The organism is Rhizobium sp. Leaf321 (assembly GCF_001423215.1).
GTDB classification, from domain to species: Bacteria; Pseudomonadota; Alphaproteobacteria; order Rhizobiales; family Rhizobiaceae; genus Neorhizobium; species Neorhizobium soli.
This window is the reverse complement of the sequence record NZ_LMOF01000008.1, coordinates 1,151,674-1,168,129: the sequence shown is the minus strand read 5'-3', so window position 1 is coordinate 1,168,129 and position 16,456 is coordinate 1,151,674. Positions and strand designations below refer to the sequence as shown.

16 protein-coding genes are annotated in these 16,456 nt (G+C 59.7%); 9 read left to right on the top strand and 7 right to left on the bottom strand.

The window, feature by feature from the left end; translation table 11 throughout:
- Window positions 1–31 precede the first annotated feature (31 nt).
- Window positions 32–1,483 (bottom strand): UdgX family uracil-DNA binding protein, encoded by a 1,452-nt coding sequence (locus ASF70_RS22770; RefSeq protein ID WP_062582992.1) that lies wholly within the window; start codon window positions 1,481–1,483, stop codon window positions 32–34.
- Window positions 1,483–2,715, bottom strand: a complete 1,233-nt coding sequence (locus ASF70_RS22765) for a putative DNA modification/repair radical SAM protein (RefSeq protein WP_062455876.1) — start codon at window positions 2,713–2,715, stop codon at window positions 1,483–1,485. The genes ASF70_RS22770 and ASF70_RS22765 overlap by 1 nt, the downstream gene beginning before the upstream one ends.
- A gap of 242 nt (window positions 2,716–2,957) precedes the next feature.
- Between ASF70_RS22765 and greA the strand changes: the two genes are divergently transcribed.
- The 3 genes from greA (at window position 2,958) to ASF70_RS22750 (ending at window position 5,511) form a co-directional block, all read left to right on the top strand.
- Window positions 2,958–3,434: a transcription elongation factor GreA gene (gene greA, locus ASF70_RS22760; protein ID WP_062457929.1), complete on the top strand. Its 477-nt coding sequence runs from the start codon at window positions 2,958–2,960 to the stop codon at window positions 3,432–3,434.
- Between the two features lie 63 nt (window positions 3,435–3,497).
- Window positions 3,498–4,550 carry a glycosyltransferase family 4 protein gene (locus ASF70_RS22755; RefSeq protein ID WP_062583183.1) on the top strand — a complete coding sequence of 351 codons (1,053 nt, stop codon included), beginning with the start codon at window positions 3,498–3,500 and terminating at the stop codon, window positions 4,548–4,550.
- A 70-nt stretch (window positions 4,551–4,620) separates the two neighbouring features.
- Entirely contained in the window at window positions 4,621–5,511 is an 891-nt protein-coding gene (locus tag ASF70_RS22750) for a hypothetical protein (RefSeq protein WP_062582989.1), read from the top strand.
- 22 nt (window positions 5,512–5,533) lie between these two features.
- Here ASF70_RS22750 and ASF70_RS22745 read toward each other — a convergent pair whose 3' ends face one another.
- The 3 genes from ASF70_RS22745 to ASF70_RS22735 are packed head-to-tail and all read right to left on the bottom strand — an operon-like array spanning window position 5,534 to window position 7,859.
- The gene (locus tag ASF70_RS22745; protein WP_062582987.1) at window positions 5,534–6,265 is read right to left on the bottom strand and encodes a hypothetical protein; all 732 of its coding nucleotides are present in this window, start codon (window positions 6,263–6,265) and stop codon (window positions 5,534–5,536) included.
- A 60-nt stretch (window positions 6,266–6,325) separates the two neighbouring features.
- Window positions 6,326–7,339, bottom strand: coding sequence for a Stealth CR1 domain-containing protein (locus tag ASF70_RS22740; protein WP_062582985.1), 1,014 nt, complete (start codon window positions 7,337–7,339; stop codon window positions 6,326–6,328).
- A gap of 49 nt (window positions 7,340–7,388) precedes the next feature.
- Window positions 7,389–7,859 carry an Lrp/AsnC family transcriptional regulator gene (locus tag ASF70_RS22735; RefSeq protein WP_062455864.1) on the bottom strand — a complete coding sequence of 157 codons (471 nt, stop codon included), beginning with the start codon at window positions 7,857–7,859 and terminating at the stop codon, window positions 7,389–7,391.
- A gap of 341 nt (window positions 7,860–8,200) precedes the next feature.
- Between ASF70_RS22735 and trxB the strand changes: the two genes are divergently transcribed.
- The 4 genes from trxB (at window position 8,201) to ASF70_RS22715 (ending at window position 12,143) form a co-directional block, all read left to right on the top strand.
- Window positions 8,201–9,175: a thioredoxin-disulfide reductase gene (gene trxB, locus ASF70_RS22730; protein WP_062455861.1), complete on the top strand. Its 975-nt coding sequence runs from the start codon at window positions 8,201–8,203 to the stop codon at window positions 9,173–9,175.
- Between the two features lie 2 nt (window positions 9,176–9,177).
- The gene (locus ASF70_RS22725) at window positions 9,178–10,080 is read left to right on the top strand and encodes a LysR family transcriptional regulator VtlR (protein ID WP_062455858.1); all 903 of its coding nucleotides are present in this window, start codon (window positions 9,178–9,180) and stop codon (window positions 10,078–10,080) included.
- Between the two features lie 590 nt (window positions 10,081–10,670).
- On the top strand, window positions 10,671–10,967 hold the full coding sequence (locus tag ASF70_RS22720) for a metalloregulator ArsR/SmtB family transcription factor (RefSeq protein WP_062455854.1): 297 nt from the start codon (window positions 10,671–10,673) through the stop codon (window positions 10,965–10,967).
- Window positions 10,968–11,018: 51 nt separating this feature from the next.
- Window positions 11,019–12,143 carry an alkene reductase gene (locus ASF70_RS22715; RefSeq protein WP_062455851.1) on the top strand — a complete coding sequence of 375 codons (1,125 nt, stop codon included), beginning with the start codon at window positions 11,019–11,021 and terminating at the stop codon, window positions 12,141–12,143.
- A gap of 80 nt (window positions 12,144–12,223) precedes the next feature.
- Here the strand turns inward: ASF70_RS22715 and ASF70_RS22710 are convergent, their stop codons facing one another.
- Entirely contained in the window at window positions 12,224–12,484 is a 261-nt protein-coding gene (locus ASF70_RS22710; RefSeq protein ID WP_062455848.1) for a DUF2188 domain-containing protein, read from the bottom strand.
- Between the two features lie 201 nt (window positions 12,485–12,685).
- On the opposite strand from ASF70_RS22710, the gene ASF70_RS22705 reads away from it, so the two are divergent.
- Both ASF70_RS22705 and ASF70_RS22700 read left to right on the top strand, forming a co-directional pair.
- Entirely contained in the window at window positions 12,686–13,798 is a 1,113-nt protein-coding gene (locus ASF70_RS22705; protein WP_062455845.1) for a calcium:proton antiporter, read from the top strand.
- Window positions 13,799–13,922: 124 nt separating this feature from the next.
- Window positions 13,923–15,143 carry a PQQ-dependent sugar dehydrogenase gene (locus ASF70_RS22700; RefSeq protein WP_062582982.1) on the top strand — a complete coding sequence of 407 codons (1,221 nt, stop codon included), beginning with the start codon at window positions 13,923–13,925 and terminating at the stop codon, window positions 15,141–15,143.
- Between the two features lie 134 nt (window positions 15,144–15,277).
- Here the strand turns inward: ASF70_RS22700 and ASF70_RS22695 are convergent.
- The coding region (locus ASF70_RS22695) for a pyridoxal phosphate-dependent aminotransferase (protein ID WP_062582980.1) at window positions 15,278–16,456 on the bottom strand (1,179 nt) is incomplete at its 5' end.

Below are 16,456 nucleotides of genomic sequence, written 5' to 3'. Positions count from 1 at the left end.
CCTGGGCCCGCCAATGAACCTGATGCTGAGCTTACGAAGCCAACCGTCCGATTGCCACGATATCCTCTTTGAACCGCGCCACCTCCTCCGCCTTTCGCCCCAGATCGGGGATGCGAAGCAGGTAGGACGGATGCACGGTGACAAACAGCATCCGACCGTTCTGCATGGCAATCGGCCTGCCCCGGACGTCCTCCAGCTTGTGGCGCATCTCGGTCAGTGAAAACAGCGCGGTCGCACCCATCGCGACGACCAGCTTGGGCTGCACCAGATCGAGTTCTTGGACGAGCCACCAGCGACACTGCTGCACCTCGCCCATATTTGGCTTCTGGTGAATGCGCCGCTTGCCGCGTGGCTCGTATTTGAAATGCTTCACCGCATTGGTGATGTAGAATTGCGTCCGGTCGATCCCGGCCGCGCTCACCGCCTCGTTGAACACTTTGCCCGCCGGCCCGACGAAGGGACGCCCGGCCAGATCCTCCTGATCGCCCGGCTGCTCGCCGACGATCATCACCTTGGCATTGACGGGCCCCTCGCCGAAAACCGTCTGGGTCGCCATGCAATGGAGGTCACAGCGGGTGCAGCGACGTGCTTCCTCCCGCAAGGCCTCGATTGTACCGGCGGTCGGCCCTTCTGGCGTGGGCACCCGTGCTGCGGCTTCCTGGATGCGATGGTGGAACGCCAGGGGTTCGCTCGCCGCCTTGCGTCCCATCTCGATCACATTTGCCTCGGCGCTGGCGATCATGCCCGGAATAAGCTCGGCCTCGGGCAGGTTCTTCCAGTACTTCTTCGGCATTTCCGACATCATCATCTTCACCTTCAGCCGCGCGGGGTTGAAGATATTGGCATAGTAAGTCCGCCACAGATCGTCCGTGTCGTCGCGAAGGTCGGGCTTTTCGGCGGGCTCATCGCTGGTCCGCAGGGTCTCGCCATCCCACGACGCCAAACCCCTGGGCGTCACGATCAGCCAGTCCATGTCGTTGAAACGACGCTGGAAAAACGGGGCCACACGGTCGATGATAAAATGATCAGGCTCGAACCAGGACACAAAGCGCCGGCGTCCGGCAACACCCTCCGGCAGTGGGATTTCCTTGAAACGGACGAAGGCGGTCATCTTGTGATAGTCGCGGCCGATCGACTTCGACATCCGGTTTGCCGCCACCACATCTGGATCGGTCGCCATACCCAGAAAATTGCGCCCGTGCGCCATGCGAAACAGCATCCGGTAGAGAAGCGAGAACCGCGTCGGATCGGAATGGCAGATGACCGAGGCGGCAAGCTTCAGAAAGGCTGGAGGAACACCCTGCGTCACCGGCTTGTCGACAGGCGCAGGCAACTGGTTGCCGTCCAGCCCGAACAATCCGTCCGTGTCGTCCATCGTGAGCCACTCGACGCGATCAGGTGCGATGCCGGCCGCGAGATAGGCACGCGCAGCATCGCGCCACTCGGTCAGATCGCCTCTCCCCCGCAACAAGACTCGGTACATCATAGAAGCGACAGCTGCTCCGGCTTTGGCTGGAACATGGATCGCAGATCGGCCCGGTCGGCAAGCTTGCGCGGTGTCCACCCTTCGCAGGTGATAAAGGGCTGTACCTTCTTCAGAGACACGCTCAGCCGCTTTAAATCCTCCAGTCGCAGCTTGCGAAACCTGCGCGACGACAGGATCGCTCCGACGGTCTTGGTCCCGAAACCCGGCACCCGCAGCAGCGTCTCCTTGTCCGCCCTGTTCACATCGACCGGGAACTTGTCGCGGTTGCCGAGCGCCCAGGCAAGCTTCGGATCAAGGTCCAGATCCAGCATGCCGTTTTCCGTGGACGCCGTAATCTCGCCGATCTCGAACCCGTAGAACCGGTAAAGCCAGTCAGCCTGATAGAGCCGATGCTCGCGCATCAAAGGCGGCTTGATCAGCGGCAGTGTCTTCGACGAGTCCGGGATCGGACTGAAGGCGGAGTAATAGACGCGTTTCAGGCTGTAGCTGCCATAAAGTCTGGCGCTCGTCCCAAGAATGGTCGCGTCGTTGGCGCCGTCTGCCCCGACGATCATCTGCGTGCTCTGGCCGGCAGGCGCGAACCGCTTGCGACGCTTGGTCTGCAGCGTCGGATCGCGCATTTCCTCGATCTTCAGGCGCAGATCGCCCATCGAGCGACGAATATTGGCGGGCCGCTTTTCCGGCGCAAACTGGCTGATCCCGGCATCGGTCGGCAGTTCGATGTTGATCGACAGACGGTCGGCATAAAGCCCCGCCTCCTCGATCAGCTGCTGCGACGCTTCCGGGATCGTCTTCAAATGGATGTAGCCGCGAAAATTATGAACGGTCCGCAATTCCCGCGCGATCCGTACCATGTCGCCCATCGTGTGATCGGACGAGCGGATAATGCCCGACGACAGGAACAGACCCTCGATATAATTGCGCCGATAGAATTCCAGCGTCAGCCAGATAACCTCTTCAGGCGTGAACCGGGCGCGCTCGACATTGCTGGAGGAACGATTGATGCAATAGGCACAATCGTAGATGCAGAAATTCGTCATAAGGATTTTCAGAAGGGAGATGCAGCGACCATCCGGGGCATAGGCATGGCAGATGCCGGACCCCTCGGTCGAACCCAATCCGCCGGATACCGACGAATCTCTCTTCGATGTCCCGCTGGAGGCGCAGGAGGCGTCGTACTTGGCAGCGTCCGACAGGATCGCCAACCGTTCTTTCAGCGACTTCTTCATTAGTGCGTTCTCTATATGTTCTTTATGACTGCGTCAACCCGTTGACAAATCGAGGGACGTTTGATTCATTCAACTCCAGCTGGCGCATCTGACACCATTTCGATTTTCCTAGCGGGAGCAGTCGAAATTCTGTTATGATGCCCTAAATTAAGATGCTGCAGATGGTTCCGAAGTTACCGCTCCGGAACCTGTTTCTTTTTGTGTCCGCGGCATCCGCGGACATGCGCCTTAAGGACAAGAAAATGGTTGAAAAGGTACCGATGACGCCGAAGGGGTTTACCCAGTTGCAGGAAGAACTGCGCTGGCGCCAGCAGGAGGAGCGTCCCCGCATCATCGAAGCGATTGCGGAAGCGCGCGCCCATGGTGACCTTTCGGAAAACGCCGAATACCACGCGGCCAAGGAAGCCCAGAGCCACAATGAGGGCCGCATCGGCGAGCTGGAAGATTTCACGGCCCGCGCCGAAGTGATCGACCTCTCCAAGATGTCCGGTTCCACGATCAAGTTCGGCGCAACCGTCAAGCTGATCGATGAAGATACCGAAGAGGAAAAGACCTATCAGATCGTCGGCGATCAGGAAGCCGACGTGAAGGCTGGCCGCATCTCGATCTCCTCGCCCATCGCCCGTGCCATGATCGGCAAGGAAAAGGGTGACAGTATCGAAGTCGTCGCCCCTGGCGGCTCCAAGGCCTACGAGATCCTCGCCATCTCCTGGGGCTGATCGCTCGTGAAAACGTCTGGGGAAGTCGCCACGGAGATGGGCAGCGGTAGCGCTCGCGGCTCCGTGGTCGATATATCCGATATCGAAGTGATCGCGCCGAACTTCAAGAAGCGGCTCTCCGGCGTGACGTCCACGATCGTCCAACTGATTCCGGTGCAAAGGGCAAAGGGTCAGAAGATCGCGGTCTTGGGACCTGGCCTGCCCTCCCACCTTCCCCACATCCGCTATGCCGACCTTGCCGCGCTGTGGTCACCGCCATCAGGGCGGCGCACCCGTGTCTGGCATGCCCGCCGCAATATCGAGATGCTGCCCGGCCTCTTCATGCGCGATGTGCTGCGGATGCCGTTGAAGCTCTTGTTCACCTCCGCCGCGCAACGAACCCATTCCGCATGGACGGGTTTTCTGATCAGCAAGATGGATGCGGTCGTCGCGACGTCTGCACGATCGGGTTCATACCTGAAAGTGCCCTATAAGGTGGTGCACCACGGCGTCGATCTCGATCTCTTCCGTCCCTCCGGCCCATCCGACCCTTCCTCCCCGGCAGATGGTTTCGGCAAGCATCTGATCGGCTGCTTCGGGCGCGTTCGGCATCAGAAGGGCACAGACCTTTTCGTGCGCGCCCTGATCGAACTGTTGCCGTCCTATCCCGAATGGACGGGCGTCGTCTGCGGACGTGTCACGCCGGACAACAAGGTTTTCGGCGATGCGTTGAAAGCCGATGTCGCCATGAGCGGTCTGACAGATCGCATCCTGTTCATGGGCGAAGTGGACGACATCAAGCCTTGGTACCGTCGCCTGTCTCTGTATGTGGCACCGTCCCGCAATGAAGGCTTCGGACTGACGCCGCTCGAGGCGATGGCATCGGGAACCGCAGTCGTTGCAAGCGATGCCGGCGCCTATTCCGAAATGATCGTCGAAGGTGAGACCGGATCGGTTGTTCCGGCCGGCGATTACACGGCGCTTCGCGATGCGCTGCGCACCTATTTCGAAAACCCTGCACTGGCCCGCCAGCAGGGCTGGAGCGGTCGCGAGCATGTTCGCGTCGCCTTCGCTATCGAAAAGGAAGCCAACAGTCTGGCGGAAATCTACGAAACGCTTTTAGAGACCAGACCATGAAAACTTCAGAGGCATTTGGTGCCACGCAACCGGTCCGGCTCTGCCCGCATCTGCATGGAGGACGCTTCGAATGACGGAACTTTCTGCCGGGATGGCGCAGCACAGACCGACGACGAGCGGCCTTTTGAGCGAGGGAGACTGGCAGCAGTTTTTCGCCGGCTATAGCCACATCGTCCTTGTCGCCAACAGTGACGAGCAGAACTTCAACGAGATCCACGCCGCCTATCCGGAAACGACGCTGTTCGTCTTTTTCAACTACGTCAGCAAGGTGCTGAAAGCGCCGTTCACGCGCAATTCGCTGCTCGTGGCACGCACCAGCCGTGTCGGGTCCGAACTGATCTACGACAACGCTCTCGACAAGGTGCTGCCCCTGCTGCCGGGCCCCGGCTTTACCGGCGTCATGAGCATGCGCGCCGCCACGATGGAACAGGTGACGGAACCGGCCGAGTTCGGCGGCGTCGCAGCAGGTGCCATCGACCTGTGCGGTTACCTCGAAGATTTCTACCCGCGCGACCATACCGCCAGCTCGGGCTTCGCGCTTTCGGTCTGGCTCTGCGAGAAGGTGCCGCAGGCCAAGGTCGTGCTTTGCGGTTTCTCGGGACGCCGCAGCCGCAAGTGGCAGATGTTCCACATCCACGACTGGACGTTCGAACAGTCGGTGCTGCAACTGCTCGCCAACAGCGACAAGCTCGAAATGGCGGGACGCACGGCCTTCAATCCTTACAAGGCGCTATCGCGCCACTTCCCCGATATCGACAATAGCAACTTTGTGTTTGCCGCCATCCAGGTCCTTTCCGAACGGCTGGAAAACAGCAACCGCAACCTCGGCAAGCTGATCACGATCACCATGCCGCTTCGCGTCATCTACAATCTCGCCAGAGGTCTGCGGATCAGGTCCAAGAAGGACAGGCTGGTCAAGCAGCGCAAAAAGCAGCGAGCGAAGAATGGCGAGCCATCCTGAACCGGGACAGCTTAAGCGCCTGCTACCACCACCCGCTGCGATCGCGGTGGTGGAACGCTCGTAACCGGCTGAATGCCGTGTCGTTCTCCTGCAGGCGGTCGTAGATCGCCTTCGCGATCTCGCCTGCAATCCCCTGTTTGAAAAACGGATCGAGCCGCCAGCGCATGTTTCGCAGCGTGTCGTCGGTCCCCACCTTGAACAGATACATCCCGTTGAACCTGTGCATCGGCGCACCTTGCGTCTGTTCGATCGCAGCTTGCGAGACAGGACGCTCGTCGCCGCCATGGATAAAGCGGTCGGTCTCGTAGACCTTGATCGTGTTGGCAAGCGACGAGCCGATCATGGCGATCGCCCTTGCCGTCATGTCCTCGTCGAGATCGGCGATGCTGTCGCTCGCGGAGATCAGCCAACGCAGATCGAGATGCGCGGTGAGGAACGGCGCTTCATTCTGCCACAGCGTCTTGAACTGCTGGTACGTCTCCCGGACATTATATTCGCGCCGCATGAGGACGATAAGCTGTGCATGATAGAACAGCAGTTCCGGCTGGCCTTTGAACTCCAGTCTCAGGTTCGCCATGTGATCGTCGAGCGACTTCTGCTTGCCCGACCGGTGCTCGCGATCCGAATCCTCGATCAGCCGCTGCTTCATGCCCGCGTAATCTTGGTCGAGCTTGGCGTATTTCGCAGCTCCCCAGCGCTTGCGGTAGCGGTTGAAGGACAGCAGTGCCTCAAGCTTACTCTTCTTGCGTACCACGCACGTTCTCCAAGTCTTGCTGCCGTAACCTCGGCAGTCCTGTCTACACCGGTAACCTCGTCAGTCTGCCGCCCGCAGGTGTTCGATAAGCCGGTGCGGCAGATGGGTGTGAAATTTCGTTATCATCACGTCAGTCAGCGCCTGGCGAAGCTCGATGCTGAGTTCGTCCTGGCTCTGGATACATCCGAACGGGGCGCTGCCCTGTTCGATCATGGCGAGCACAGGTGCGGTCGCCCGCTTCTGCCGCGGCTTGATATAGGCCGTGCGGTGTTCGGGTAACGGGGTCGCGCCAAAGCGCTCCATCTCGAGATGATTTGCAAGCGCAACCGGCGAATGCTGGGCGATGTTGCGAAAGCGATGGGAGAGCTGCTGGCGAAGCACGTCGGGATGCGCTGCATAGTAATCGGCGAGCGTGGAGCGTCTGACCGCATGAAAGTAATGGCCGACCTGCAGAAACCGGCTCTTCGCACCCGCCAGCTCTGCCCCCTTCTCCTGCGCGACGGTAAAGCTCGGAACAGCGTTGGACGCTTCCGCCCGCTTCCGCTTGAACCACCGCAGGCACTGCTTGAGGCGGGATCGTAATCCGCTTTTCACGCGCCCGTAAAGCATCGGCTTGCCGTCGCGAAAGAACGCGGAGGCAGATGTCGGAGCGTTCAGAAAGAAGTCGTCATTGCTGTAGACGAAATTCTCGCAAAGTCCCGGAATATTCCAGACCGCAGTCTCGATCGACAGCGAATTGAACGTCGGCAGCACGGCCGGAAGCCCGTCGAAAACCACCTTGTGATCAACGATGGCGATGAAATCTTCCGTGCAGAAACCCGCCTGCGCAAAACTGTCGACGAATTCCGGCTTCTGCCCGTCCGTGACGATGTGAATTTTGGTGATGAACGGCGCGTATTTCAGCACGGAGGCGATGAGATAGTAAATCTCGCCGTTATCGGCAAACCGCGTCGGGCTGGATGCCACCGCGTGCGAGCTCGACGCAACGTCATCGTATCGCAGGCGCTTCGCGCGATGCTCCGGGTCCGATCCATCCACCCAGGTGATCACAAGCTCGATGTCGTGGCTGGACATGCTCTGGTTCCTGCTCCCTGCCGCTCCGACGACTTCGATCGAGACGACCCTAGATCTGCACGACCGGCGCATCCTTGACCTGCCGGATCGTCAGCATGGTGCGAACCGTATCGACATTGTCGACCGCGGTCAGATCCTCGATGACGAAATCCTGGAAGACGGTGAGGTTCTCGGCCACGCATTGCAGCAGGAAATCGGTCTCGCCGGAGACCATCCAGGCCTGACGCACCAAGGTCCGCGTTTCCATATCCGCCGCGAAGGCCTTCAGCTTGCTGTCCGACTGCTGCTTCAGTCCCACCATGCAGAAGGCGACAAGATCGTATCCGAGCAGCGACGCCTGCAGCATGGCGCGATAACCCTTGATGATGCCGTTCTCTTCCAGCTTGCGAACGCGCCGCAGACAGGGCGGCGCCGATATGCCGACCCGTTCGGACAGCTCGACATTGGTCATGCGTCCGTCCTTCTGCAATTCGCGAAGGATCTTCAGGTCGATGGTATCGAGTTCGACTTTCACGACCATGTGTAGTGCCTGCCTTCAAAATTGACGGGAGCACGCAGGCTCCCGGGTATCCATCTCGGTGTCGCGAAGACATACAATAACATCGTTCCGACGCAAGAAAATTTCGCGCGCCGGTCCAGTTGTTGTCAACCGAGGTGCACCTGGAGACACATCCAATCGCAGTTGACCTGCCGTTTCTGCCGGGCGGTTCCAACTGTCTTGTTGTTATCGCAAGGCTGCCCTTGCAATGTTGCATGGATGGCCCTTACATGACGTGTCAAAAGCGGCAGACCGAATAATGGCTTCCTATATGAGGAAGCGGCGCCAGGCGCCCGACACGGTCTTGGAAAGGAAACGTCATCATGTCCGCCCGTCATACAGAGGTTCTGATCATCGGTTCCGGCCCCGCCGGCTATACAGCTGCGGTGTACGCAGCGCGTGCGATGCTGAAGCCGGTCTTGATTGCAGGCATGGAACAGGGTGGTCAGCTGATGATCACCACCGACGTTGAAAACTATCCGGGCTTTGCCGATCCGATCCAGGGTCCATGGCTGATGGAACAGATGCTGCAGCAGGCGGTCCACGTGGGCACGGAGATCGTCAACGATCTCGTGACCGAGGTCGAGATGAATCATCGCCCCTTCACGGTCCGCACCGATTCCGGCACCGTCTGGACCGCCGATACGATCATCATCGCCACCGGGGCGAAGGCCAAATGGCTTGGCATCGAAAGCGAGCAGCAGTTCCAGGGTTTTGGCGTCTCCGCCTGCGCCACATGCGACGGCTTCTTCTATCGCAACAAGGATGTGATCGTGGTCGGCGGCGGCAACTCCGCAGTCGAGGAAGCGCTCTATCTCTCCAATATCGCGAAGACCGTGACGGTCGTCCACCGGCGTGACTCGTTCCGTTCGGAAAAGATCCTGTCCGAGCGCCTGTTCCAGCGCCCCAACGTCAAGGTCATGTGGAACACCGAAATTGCCGAGGTCACCGGCAAGCCGGCCCGCGCGCCGCTGCCGCCATCGGTCGAGGGTGTGCGCCTGCGTGACACCAGGACCGGCACGATCTCCGACCAGCCGATCGACGGCGTGTTCGTGGCAATCGGCCATGCGCCCGCGACCGAACTCTTCAGGGACAAGCTGAAGATGAAGAACGGCGGCTATCTCTGGACGGCACCTGATTCCACGATGACCGACGTTCCCGGCGTGTTTGCCGCGGGCGATGTCACCGACGACACCTTCCGACAGGCGATCACCGCCGCCGGCATGGGCTGCATGGCAGCGCTCGAAGCCGAACGTTACCTCGCCGGCATTCAGCCGGTTGCCATTGCTGCGGAGTAAGCATGGGCGTACCTCTCGACTGGGACAAGTTGCGCATCTTCCACGCTGCGGCGGAGGCGGGATCCTTCACCCATGCAGCAGACAAGCTGCATCTGTCCCAGTCGGCAATCAGCCGGCAGGTCAGCGCGCTGGAACAGGACGTCGGCGTCAAATTGTTCCACCGCCACGCCCGCGGCCTCATCCTTACCGAACAGGGCGAGCTTCTTTATCGCACCGCGCATGACGTGCTTCTGAAGCTCGAAACCGTGAAGATGCAGCTGACCGAGACGACGGAAAAGCCGTCGGGCAAGCTGCGCGTCACGACGACGGTCGGCCTTGGCCAGGGCTGGCTCACCGACAAGGTGCAGGAGTTCCTGCAGCTTTATCCGGAAATGTCGATCCAGCTCATCCTCGATAACGAGGAAGTCGACGTCAACATGCGCCATGCGGACTGCGCCATCCGCCTTCGCCAGCCGCAGCAGTCGGACCTGATCCAGCGCAAGCTGTTCACCGTGCACATGCACGTCTATGCAGCCCCCTCCTATATCAACCGCTATGGCGAACCGCAGTCGGTCGAGGATCTCGACACCCACCGCATCATCTCCTTCGGCGAGCCTGCCCCGAATTACCTGCTCGACGTCAACTGGCTCGAATCCGCCGGCCGTTCTTCGGACAACACCCGCACGCCGCATCTGCAGATCAACAGCCAGACCTCCATCAAACGAGCCTGCCTGCTTGGCATCGGCATCGCTTGCCTGCCCGACTATATCGTCGGCCGCGACCCTGGGTTGATCCAGCTGACGCTGAGCGCCGACATCCCTTCATTCGACACTTACTTCTGCTACCCGGATGAAATGAAGAACGCTGCAAAGCTCAAGGTCTTCCGCGATTTTATCGTCGCCAAGGCGCGTAACTGGAATTTCTGATCGCTGTCGAAGACGTTTCGCTCAGAATGGGCACCGGGATTCTCGCAGCGATTTCATACACGACTCAGTGACTAGAGTAAGCTGTGCAGAACGTGCATGGCAGTCCTGCGCAAAAAAGCGTTGCCGCTTGCCCAAAAAACCATCATATCGCACTCAGCTGATGCATATGGTGGCTTTCCTCCCAGTTCCACCGCAGCAGCTGTTCCCCTCTGGAGGTTGTTTTTAACCTTCATAATTATAAGGGCCCTGGAGTGATCCGGTGGCCCTCTTTTTTTGCCCTGCGGTTTGCCGGCCCGCCGCAATCCTCGGCTGCCTGTCAGAGTAATTGGACCGAAACGGTCAATATTTCGGCCACCCCCCTTGCTCTCACAAATCGCTGCGCCCATATAGGGATCAGCCGGAGCAATTGATGACGTCCCCGTTATCAGCGCCGGCTGTTCCCCTCTGGAGGTTTTAGACCTTCACACCTGACGGGCCTCGGAGCAATCTGGAGGCCCTTTTTTTTGCCTTCCTCAAAAAAATGGGAACGTCATTCCTTTAAATCGTCTTCAGACGATCTATATATCGGTTAGAGACGATATGGAAAGACGATGGATCGCACCGAGATACTGAAAGCACTGTCCCATCCGACGAGGATTGAGTTCCTCGAATGGATGAAGCAGCCCGAGCAGCATTTTTCCGACCAGGATCATCCGCTCGAAATGGGCATCTGTGCCAAGCAGTTCGAAAGACGATGTGGTCTGTCGCAATCGACCGTCTCTGCGCACCTTTCGACCCTCGAAAAAGCCGGCCTCGTGAAAACGAGCCGGGTTGGTCAATGGGCGTTCTACAGCCGCGACGAGGAGAAGATCGCAGACTTCGTGACCAATCTTCGCTCCGCTCTCTGAATGCCACCCCTTAACTCAATCACTCCCAAAGCAGCATGGAAGGATATTCCTGTGACCTCACTCTTTGAACCGGTAAAGTTCGGCGACATCGAACTGAAGAACCGCGTCGTCATGGCGCCGCTCACCCGCAACCGTTCGCCGAAGGCGATCCCCAACGATCTCAACATCGCCTATTACGAACAGCGCGCCTCCGCGGGCCTCATCATCACCGAGGGCACCCCGGTCAGCCAGCAGGGACAGGGCTATGCCGACGTTCCGGGCCTTTACCTCGCTCCGGCCATCGACGGCTGGAAGAAGGTGACGGAAGCCGTTCACAAGAAGGGCGGCAAGATCGTTACCCAGATCTGGCACGTCGGTCGCGTTTCGCATACCTCGCTGCAGCCGAATGAAGGCGCACCCGTCGCGCCGTCCGCACTGGGCGCCAAGGGCAAGACCTACATCATCAACCCGGATGGCAGCGGCGCGTTTGCCGATACATCGGAGCCGCGCGCTCTCGAACTCTCCGAGATCCCGGGCGTCGTTGCCGATTTTGCTGCCGGTGCAAAGGCTGCGATCGAGGCCGGCTTTGACGGCGTCGAAATCCACGGCGCCAATGGCTACCTCATCGACCAGTTCCTGAAGACTGGCGCTAACCTCCGTGAAGACGAATACGGTGGCTCCGTCGAGAACCGCGCCCGGTTCGCGCTCGAAGTCGTTGACGCCGTTGCTGCAGCCATCGGCAGCGGCCGCGTCGGCATTCGCCTGTCGCCAGTTACGCCTGCCAACAACATCACCGAAGATGCGCCGCAGACGGTCTTCGATTATCTCGTCAAGGAACTGGCGACCCGCAACCTGTCCTTCATCCACGTCATCGAGGGTGCGACCGGTGGTGACCGCGACTATGTCCAGGGCGGCAAGCCGTTCGATTACCAGGAACTGAAGGATACCTACCGCAACGCCGGCGGCACCGGCGCCTGGGTGGTCAACAATGGCTATGAAAAGGATACTGCTGAAAAGGCTGTAGCTAGCGGCTATGCGGATGGCGTCGCTTTCGGCAAGCTGTTCATTGCCAACCCGGATCTGGTCGAGCGTTTCAAGACAAACGCGCCGCTCAACGAGCCGGACAAGAACACATTCTACGGCGGCGGCGCTAAGGGTTATACCGACTACCCGTCGCTTGAATCAGCAGAAGCCTAAGCTTTAGGCCCGGCTGTCTGAAATCGGCCATGCCTGGCACAAACGCCGGGCATGGCCTTCTTTTTGGTCGCAGCGAATGCCTAGCGCGCGTCCGCCTGATCGCCATCCACAACTTCGGCTTCGGGACGGTCACCGCCGTCGCTGTGCTCCGTGTGCCAGACGCCCTTTGCGTCCTGCCAGCTGATCTCTTCGGGCTCACCACCCACCTGCTGTTCGGCAGCCACAATCCGGGCCGCCTGCAGCGCGTCGTTGTGGTTCGGGAATGTTTCGGAATAAACGTCGCCCAGTCGATAGGCCCAGCCGCCATCATGTGGCACGATTGTGTAAACGACCTTGGTCATAGATCCTCCTGTATGTTTTTTCGTGGCTGCCCCGACCGGTCTCGGTCCAGAAGGCCGCGTAGAGCAAAAAAGCCGGAATACGCCGCGAAGTTCCTTCCACTGGCGAGGATAATGGCACCAAAGACCGATTATCGCAAACCGTCCTCTGTGCAGGTCGACCGACAACCCTAGTTTCTCCGAGATCGTTTCCAGGAGCTTCCAGTGCAAATCGCGACCCACCTCCGGCAGGAGAAATTCCTGCTGATCGCCCTCGTCGTCGCCATTCTCGGCTTCTTCATCGAACACTCAATTCTGGAGGCCGGAAAGACGGTGTCGCTGATCGCAGCAGCGCTCTTCGTCGGCGTGATCGTGCTTGCATCCACACGCGTCGCCCATCATGCGGAGGTTTTGGCGCACAAGGTCGGCGACCCCTATGGCACGATGATCCTCACCCTGTCCGCGGTAGCGGTCGAGGTCCTGATCCTCGCCATCATGATGGGTTCGAATTCCTCGCCGACGCTGGTGCGCGACACGATCTATTCGGCCGTGATGCTGGATATCAACGGCATTCTTGGCCTCGCGGCCCTGCTCGGTGGCCTGCGCCATGGCGAGCAACCCTATAACGACGATTCAAGCCGCACCTATACTGTCATGATCATGACGGCGGTAGGCATTTCGATGATCGTGCCGGAATTCGTACCCCGTGAAAGCTGGCACTACTATTCCGCCTTTACCATCTGCGCGATGATCGCGCTCTACGGCGTCTTTCTCAAGATGCAGGTCGGGCCGCACAGCTACTTCTTCAGCTACACCTATCCGCGGACCCAGAAGGCGGCAGCCGCCGGGACAGCGTCCGCGCCTCAGGAGGAGGCCGCCGAGGATTCCGCGGCCGTATCGATCGGCATAATTCTTCTGGGCGTTCTGATCATCGGCTTCCTGGCGGAATTCATGTCGGTCTTCATGGGCGAAGGCCTGGAAGGCTCCGGCGCGCCGATCGCGCTGACCGCTGTCGTTGTCGCCGCCATCTCCGCCGCGCCGGAAATCCTGACCGCCATGCGGGCGGCGCTCAAGAACCGCATGCAGTCCGTCGTCAACATCGCCATGGGCGCGTCGCTCTCGACGGTCATTCTCACCGTCCCGGTCATGGAAGGTATCGCGCTCTATACCGGCCAGCCCTTCATCATGGCGATGACGCCGGTCCAGACGGTGATGGTGGCGATCACGCTCGTGGTTGCGGCGATCAACCTCAACGACGGCCAGACCAATGCGATCGAGGGCATGACCCATTTTGTGCTGTTTGCGACCTTCATCATGCTGACGATGATCGGATTGTGACATCTGCAATAAAGAAGAGTTGAACACCCTGTGTTCGGTCTTCGGGACTGGCCGCCCTAGATGGGACAATGCCTGGCGAGCGATCGCCACTGAAAGGCATCAAGACAAAGTCCGGAGGTGACCCATGAAACGCACGAACATCTTCCTTGCAGGCACGGCCCTGGCTCTCGCACTGGTCGGCGCTCCCGCAATGGCGCAGACTGGTGGCAAACCGGTTGAAACAAGCGCTCCAAATGCGAAGGATCAAAAGCCTGCCTTCACCGGTCAGACCCGCGCAACGCAGCCGGCGGAAATGCCTAAGATCACCACCGAAGTCGTTGCCGAAGGGCTCCCGCACATCTGGTCTATGGAATTTCTCCCCGATGGCCGCATGCTCGTGACCGCCAAGGAAGGCGCGATGCATATCATCAAGGACGGCAAGCCCGGCCCTGCGATCGAAGGCGTTCCAAAAGTCCTGTCCGCTGGCCAGGGCGGTCTTCTCGACGTGGCCCTCGCCCCGGATCACGAAACGTCCGGCATGATCTTCTTCTCCTTCTCCGAAGAGCGTGAAGACGGCAACGGCACATCCGTCGCCTCCGCCAAGCTCGTCGCCAACGACGATGGCGGCGGCAAGCTGGAAAACGTCAAGGTGATCTTCCAGCAGATGCCAAGCTATGACGGCAACAAGCATTTCGGCTCGCGCCTCACCTTTGGCAACAACAACGAGCTCTATGTCACGGTCGGCGAGCGGTCCGATCCGGAGCCGCGTGTCCAGGCACAGGATCTCAAAAGCGGTCTTGGAAAAGTCTTCCGCATCGACATGGACGGCAAGGCCCTGCCCGACAATCCATTCGTTGATCAGGCCGAAGCGCGACCGGAAATCTGGTCCTACGGCCACCGCAATCTCCAGTCAGCAGCGCTCGATGGCAACGGCCGCCTCTGGACGGTCGAACATGGCCCCAAGGGCGGCGACGAGTTGAACCGACCGGAAGCCGGCAAGAACTACGGCTGGCCGGAGGTCACCTACGGCGTCGAATATAGCGGCGGGAAGGTAGGCGACGGCATCACCGAGAAGGCTCAGACCGAACAGCCCGTCTATTACTGGGATCCGGTCATCGGCCCCTCCGGCATGGCCTTCTACGATGGAGATGCGATCCCCGAATGGAAGGGCGCATTCCTGGTCGGCGGTCTGGTAACCCAGGGCGTGGTGGTCCTGCATATGGATGGCGACAAGGTGAGCCACGAAGAACACGTTCCGCTCAAGGCCCGCATCCGCGACGTCAAGGTCGGCCCCGATGGCGCCGTCTACGCCGTCACCGAAACCCGTTCCGGCTCCTCGACGATCATCAAGCTAACCAAGGCTTAAACGCAGGATCCTCGAAAAGGGGCTCGGTCGGGGCTATAGCCGTGGCCCGCCCCGACCTTCCCTCCACTGGACCACCACTCACGAAAAAGCCCGGCGCTTGGCCGGGCTCTCCCATCAAACTCGTGTCTCGAAACTTACTTGCAGGCTGCGCAGAAGCGCTGGATGCGCTTGCAGGCTTCTTCGAGAATGTCTTCCGACGTCGCGTAGGAGATGCGGAAGTTCGGGCCGAGACCGAAGGCCGATCCGTGAACCACGGCGACACCTTCCGATTCCAGGAGCTCGGACACGAAATCCTCGTCCGTTTCGATGACTTTGCCGGTCGGAGCCGTCTTGCCGATCAGGCCGGCGCAGGACGGATAGACGTAGAATGCGCCTTCAGGCTTCGGGCAAACGATGCCGGATGCCTGGTTAAGCATCGACACGACGAGATCGCGGCGGCCTTCGAAGATCGCCTTGTTCTTGGTCACGAAATCCTGCGGACCGTTGAGCGCCTCGACAGCCGCCCACTGCGCGATCGACGATGCGCCCGAGGTCTGCTGGCCCTGGATCATGTCCATCGCCTTGATCAGTTCGATCGGACCGGCAGCATAGCCGATGCGCCAGCCGGTCATCGCATAGGCCTTGGAAACGCCGTTCATCGTCAGCGTCCGGTCGTAGAGCTTCGGCTCCACTTCGACCGGCGTCGCGAACTTGAAGTCGCCGAAGGTCAGGTGCTCGTACATGTCGTCGGTCAGGATCCACACATGCGGATGCTTCAGCAGCACGTCGGTCAGCGACTTCAGTTCATCCGCGCTGTAGGCGGCGCCCGTCGGGTTCGATGGCGAGTTGAAGATGAACCACTTGGTCTTTGGCGTGATCACGCTTTCCAGCTCTTCGGCTGTCAGCTTGAAATTGTTTTCCTGCTTGGTCGAGATCGTGACGGGCGTGCCGCCGCAGATCGATACCATTTCAGGGTAGGAAACCCAGTACGGCGCCGGGATGATCACTTCATCCCCTGCATTCATCGTCGCCATGAAGGCATTGAACAGAATCTGCTTTCCGCCGGTTCCAACGATCGTCTGCTCGACCTTGTAGTCGAGGTTGTTTTCGCGCTTGAACTTGTCGACGATCGCCTTGCGCAGCTCTGGAATCCCCGAAACCGGCGTGTACTTGGTTTCGCCGCGGTTGATCGCGTCGATCGCGGCCTGCTTCACATTATCAGGCGTGTCGAAATCGGGCTCACCGGCACCGAGACCGATAATATCACGCCCTTTCGCCTTCAGTTCGCGAGCTTTCTGGGAAACAGCGATCGTCGCTGAAGGCTTTACACGGGA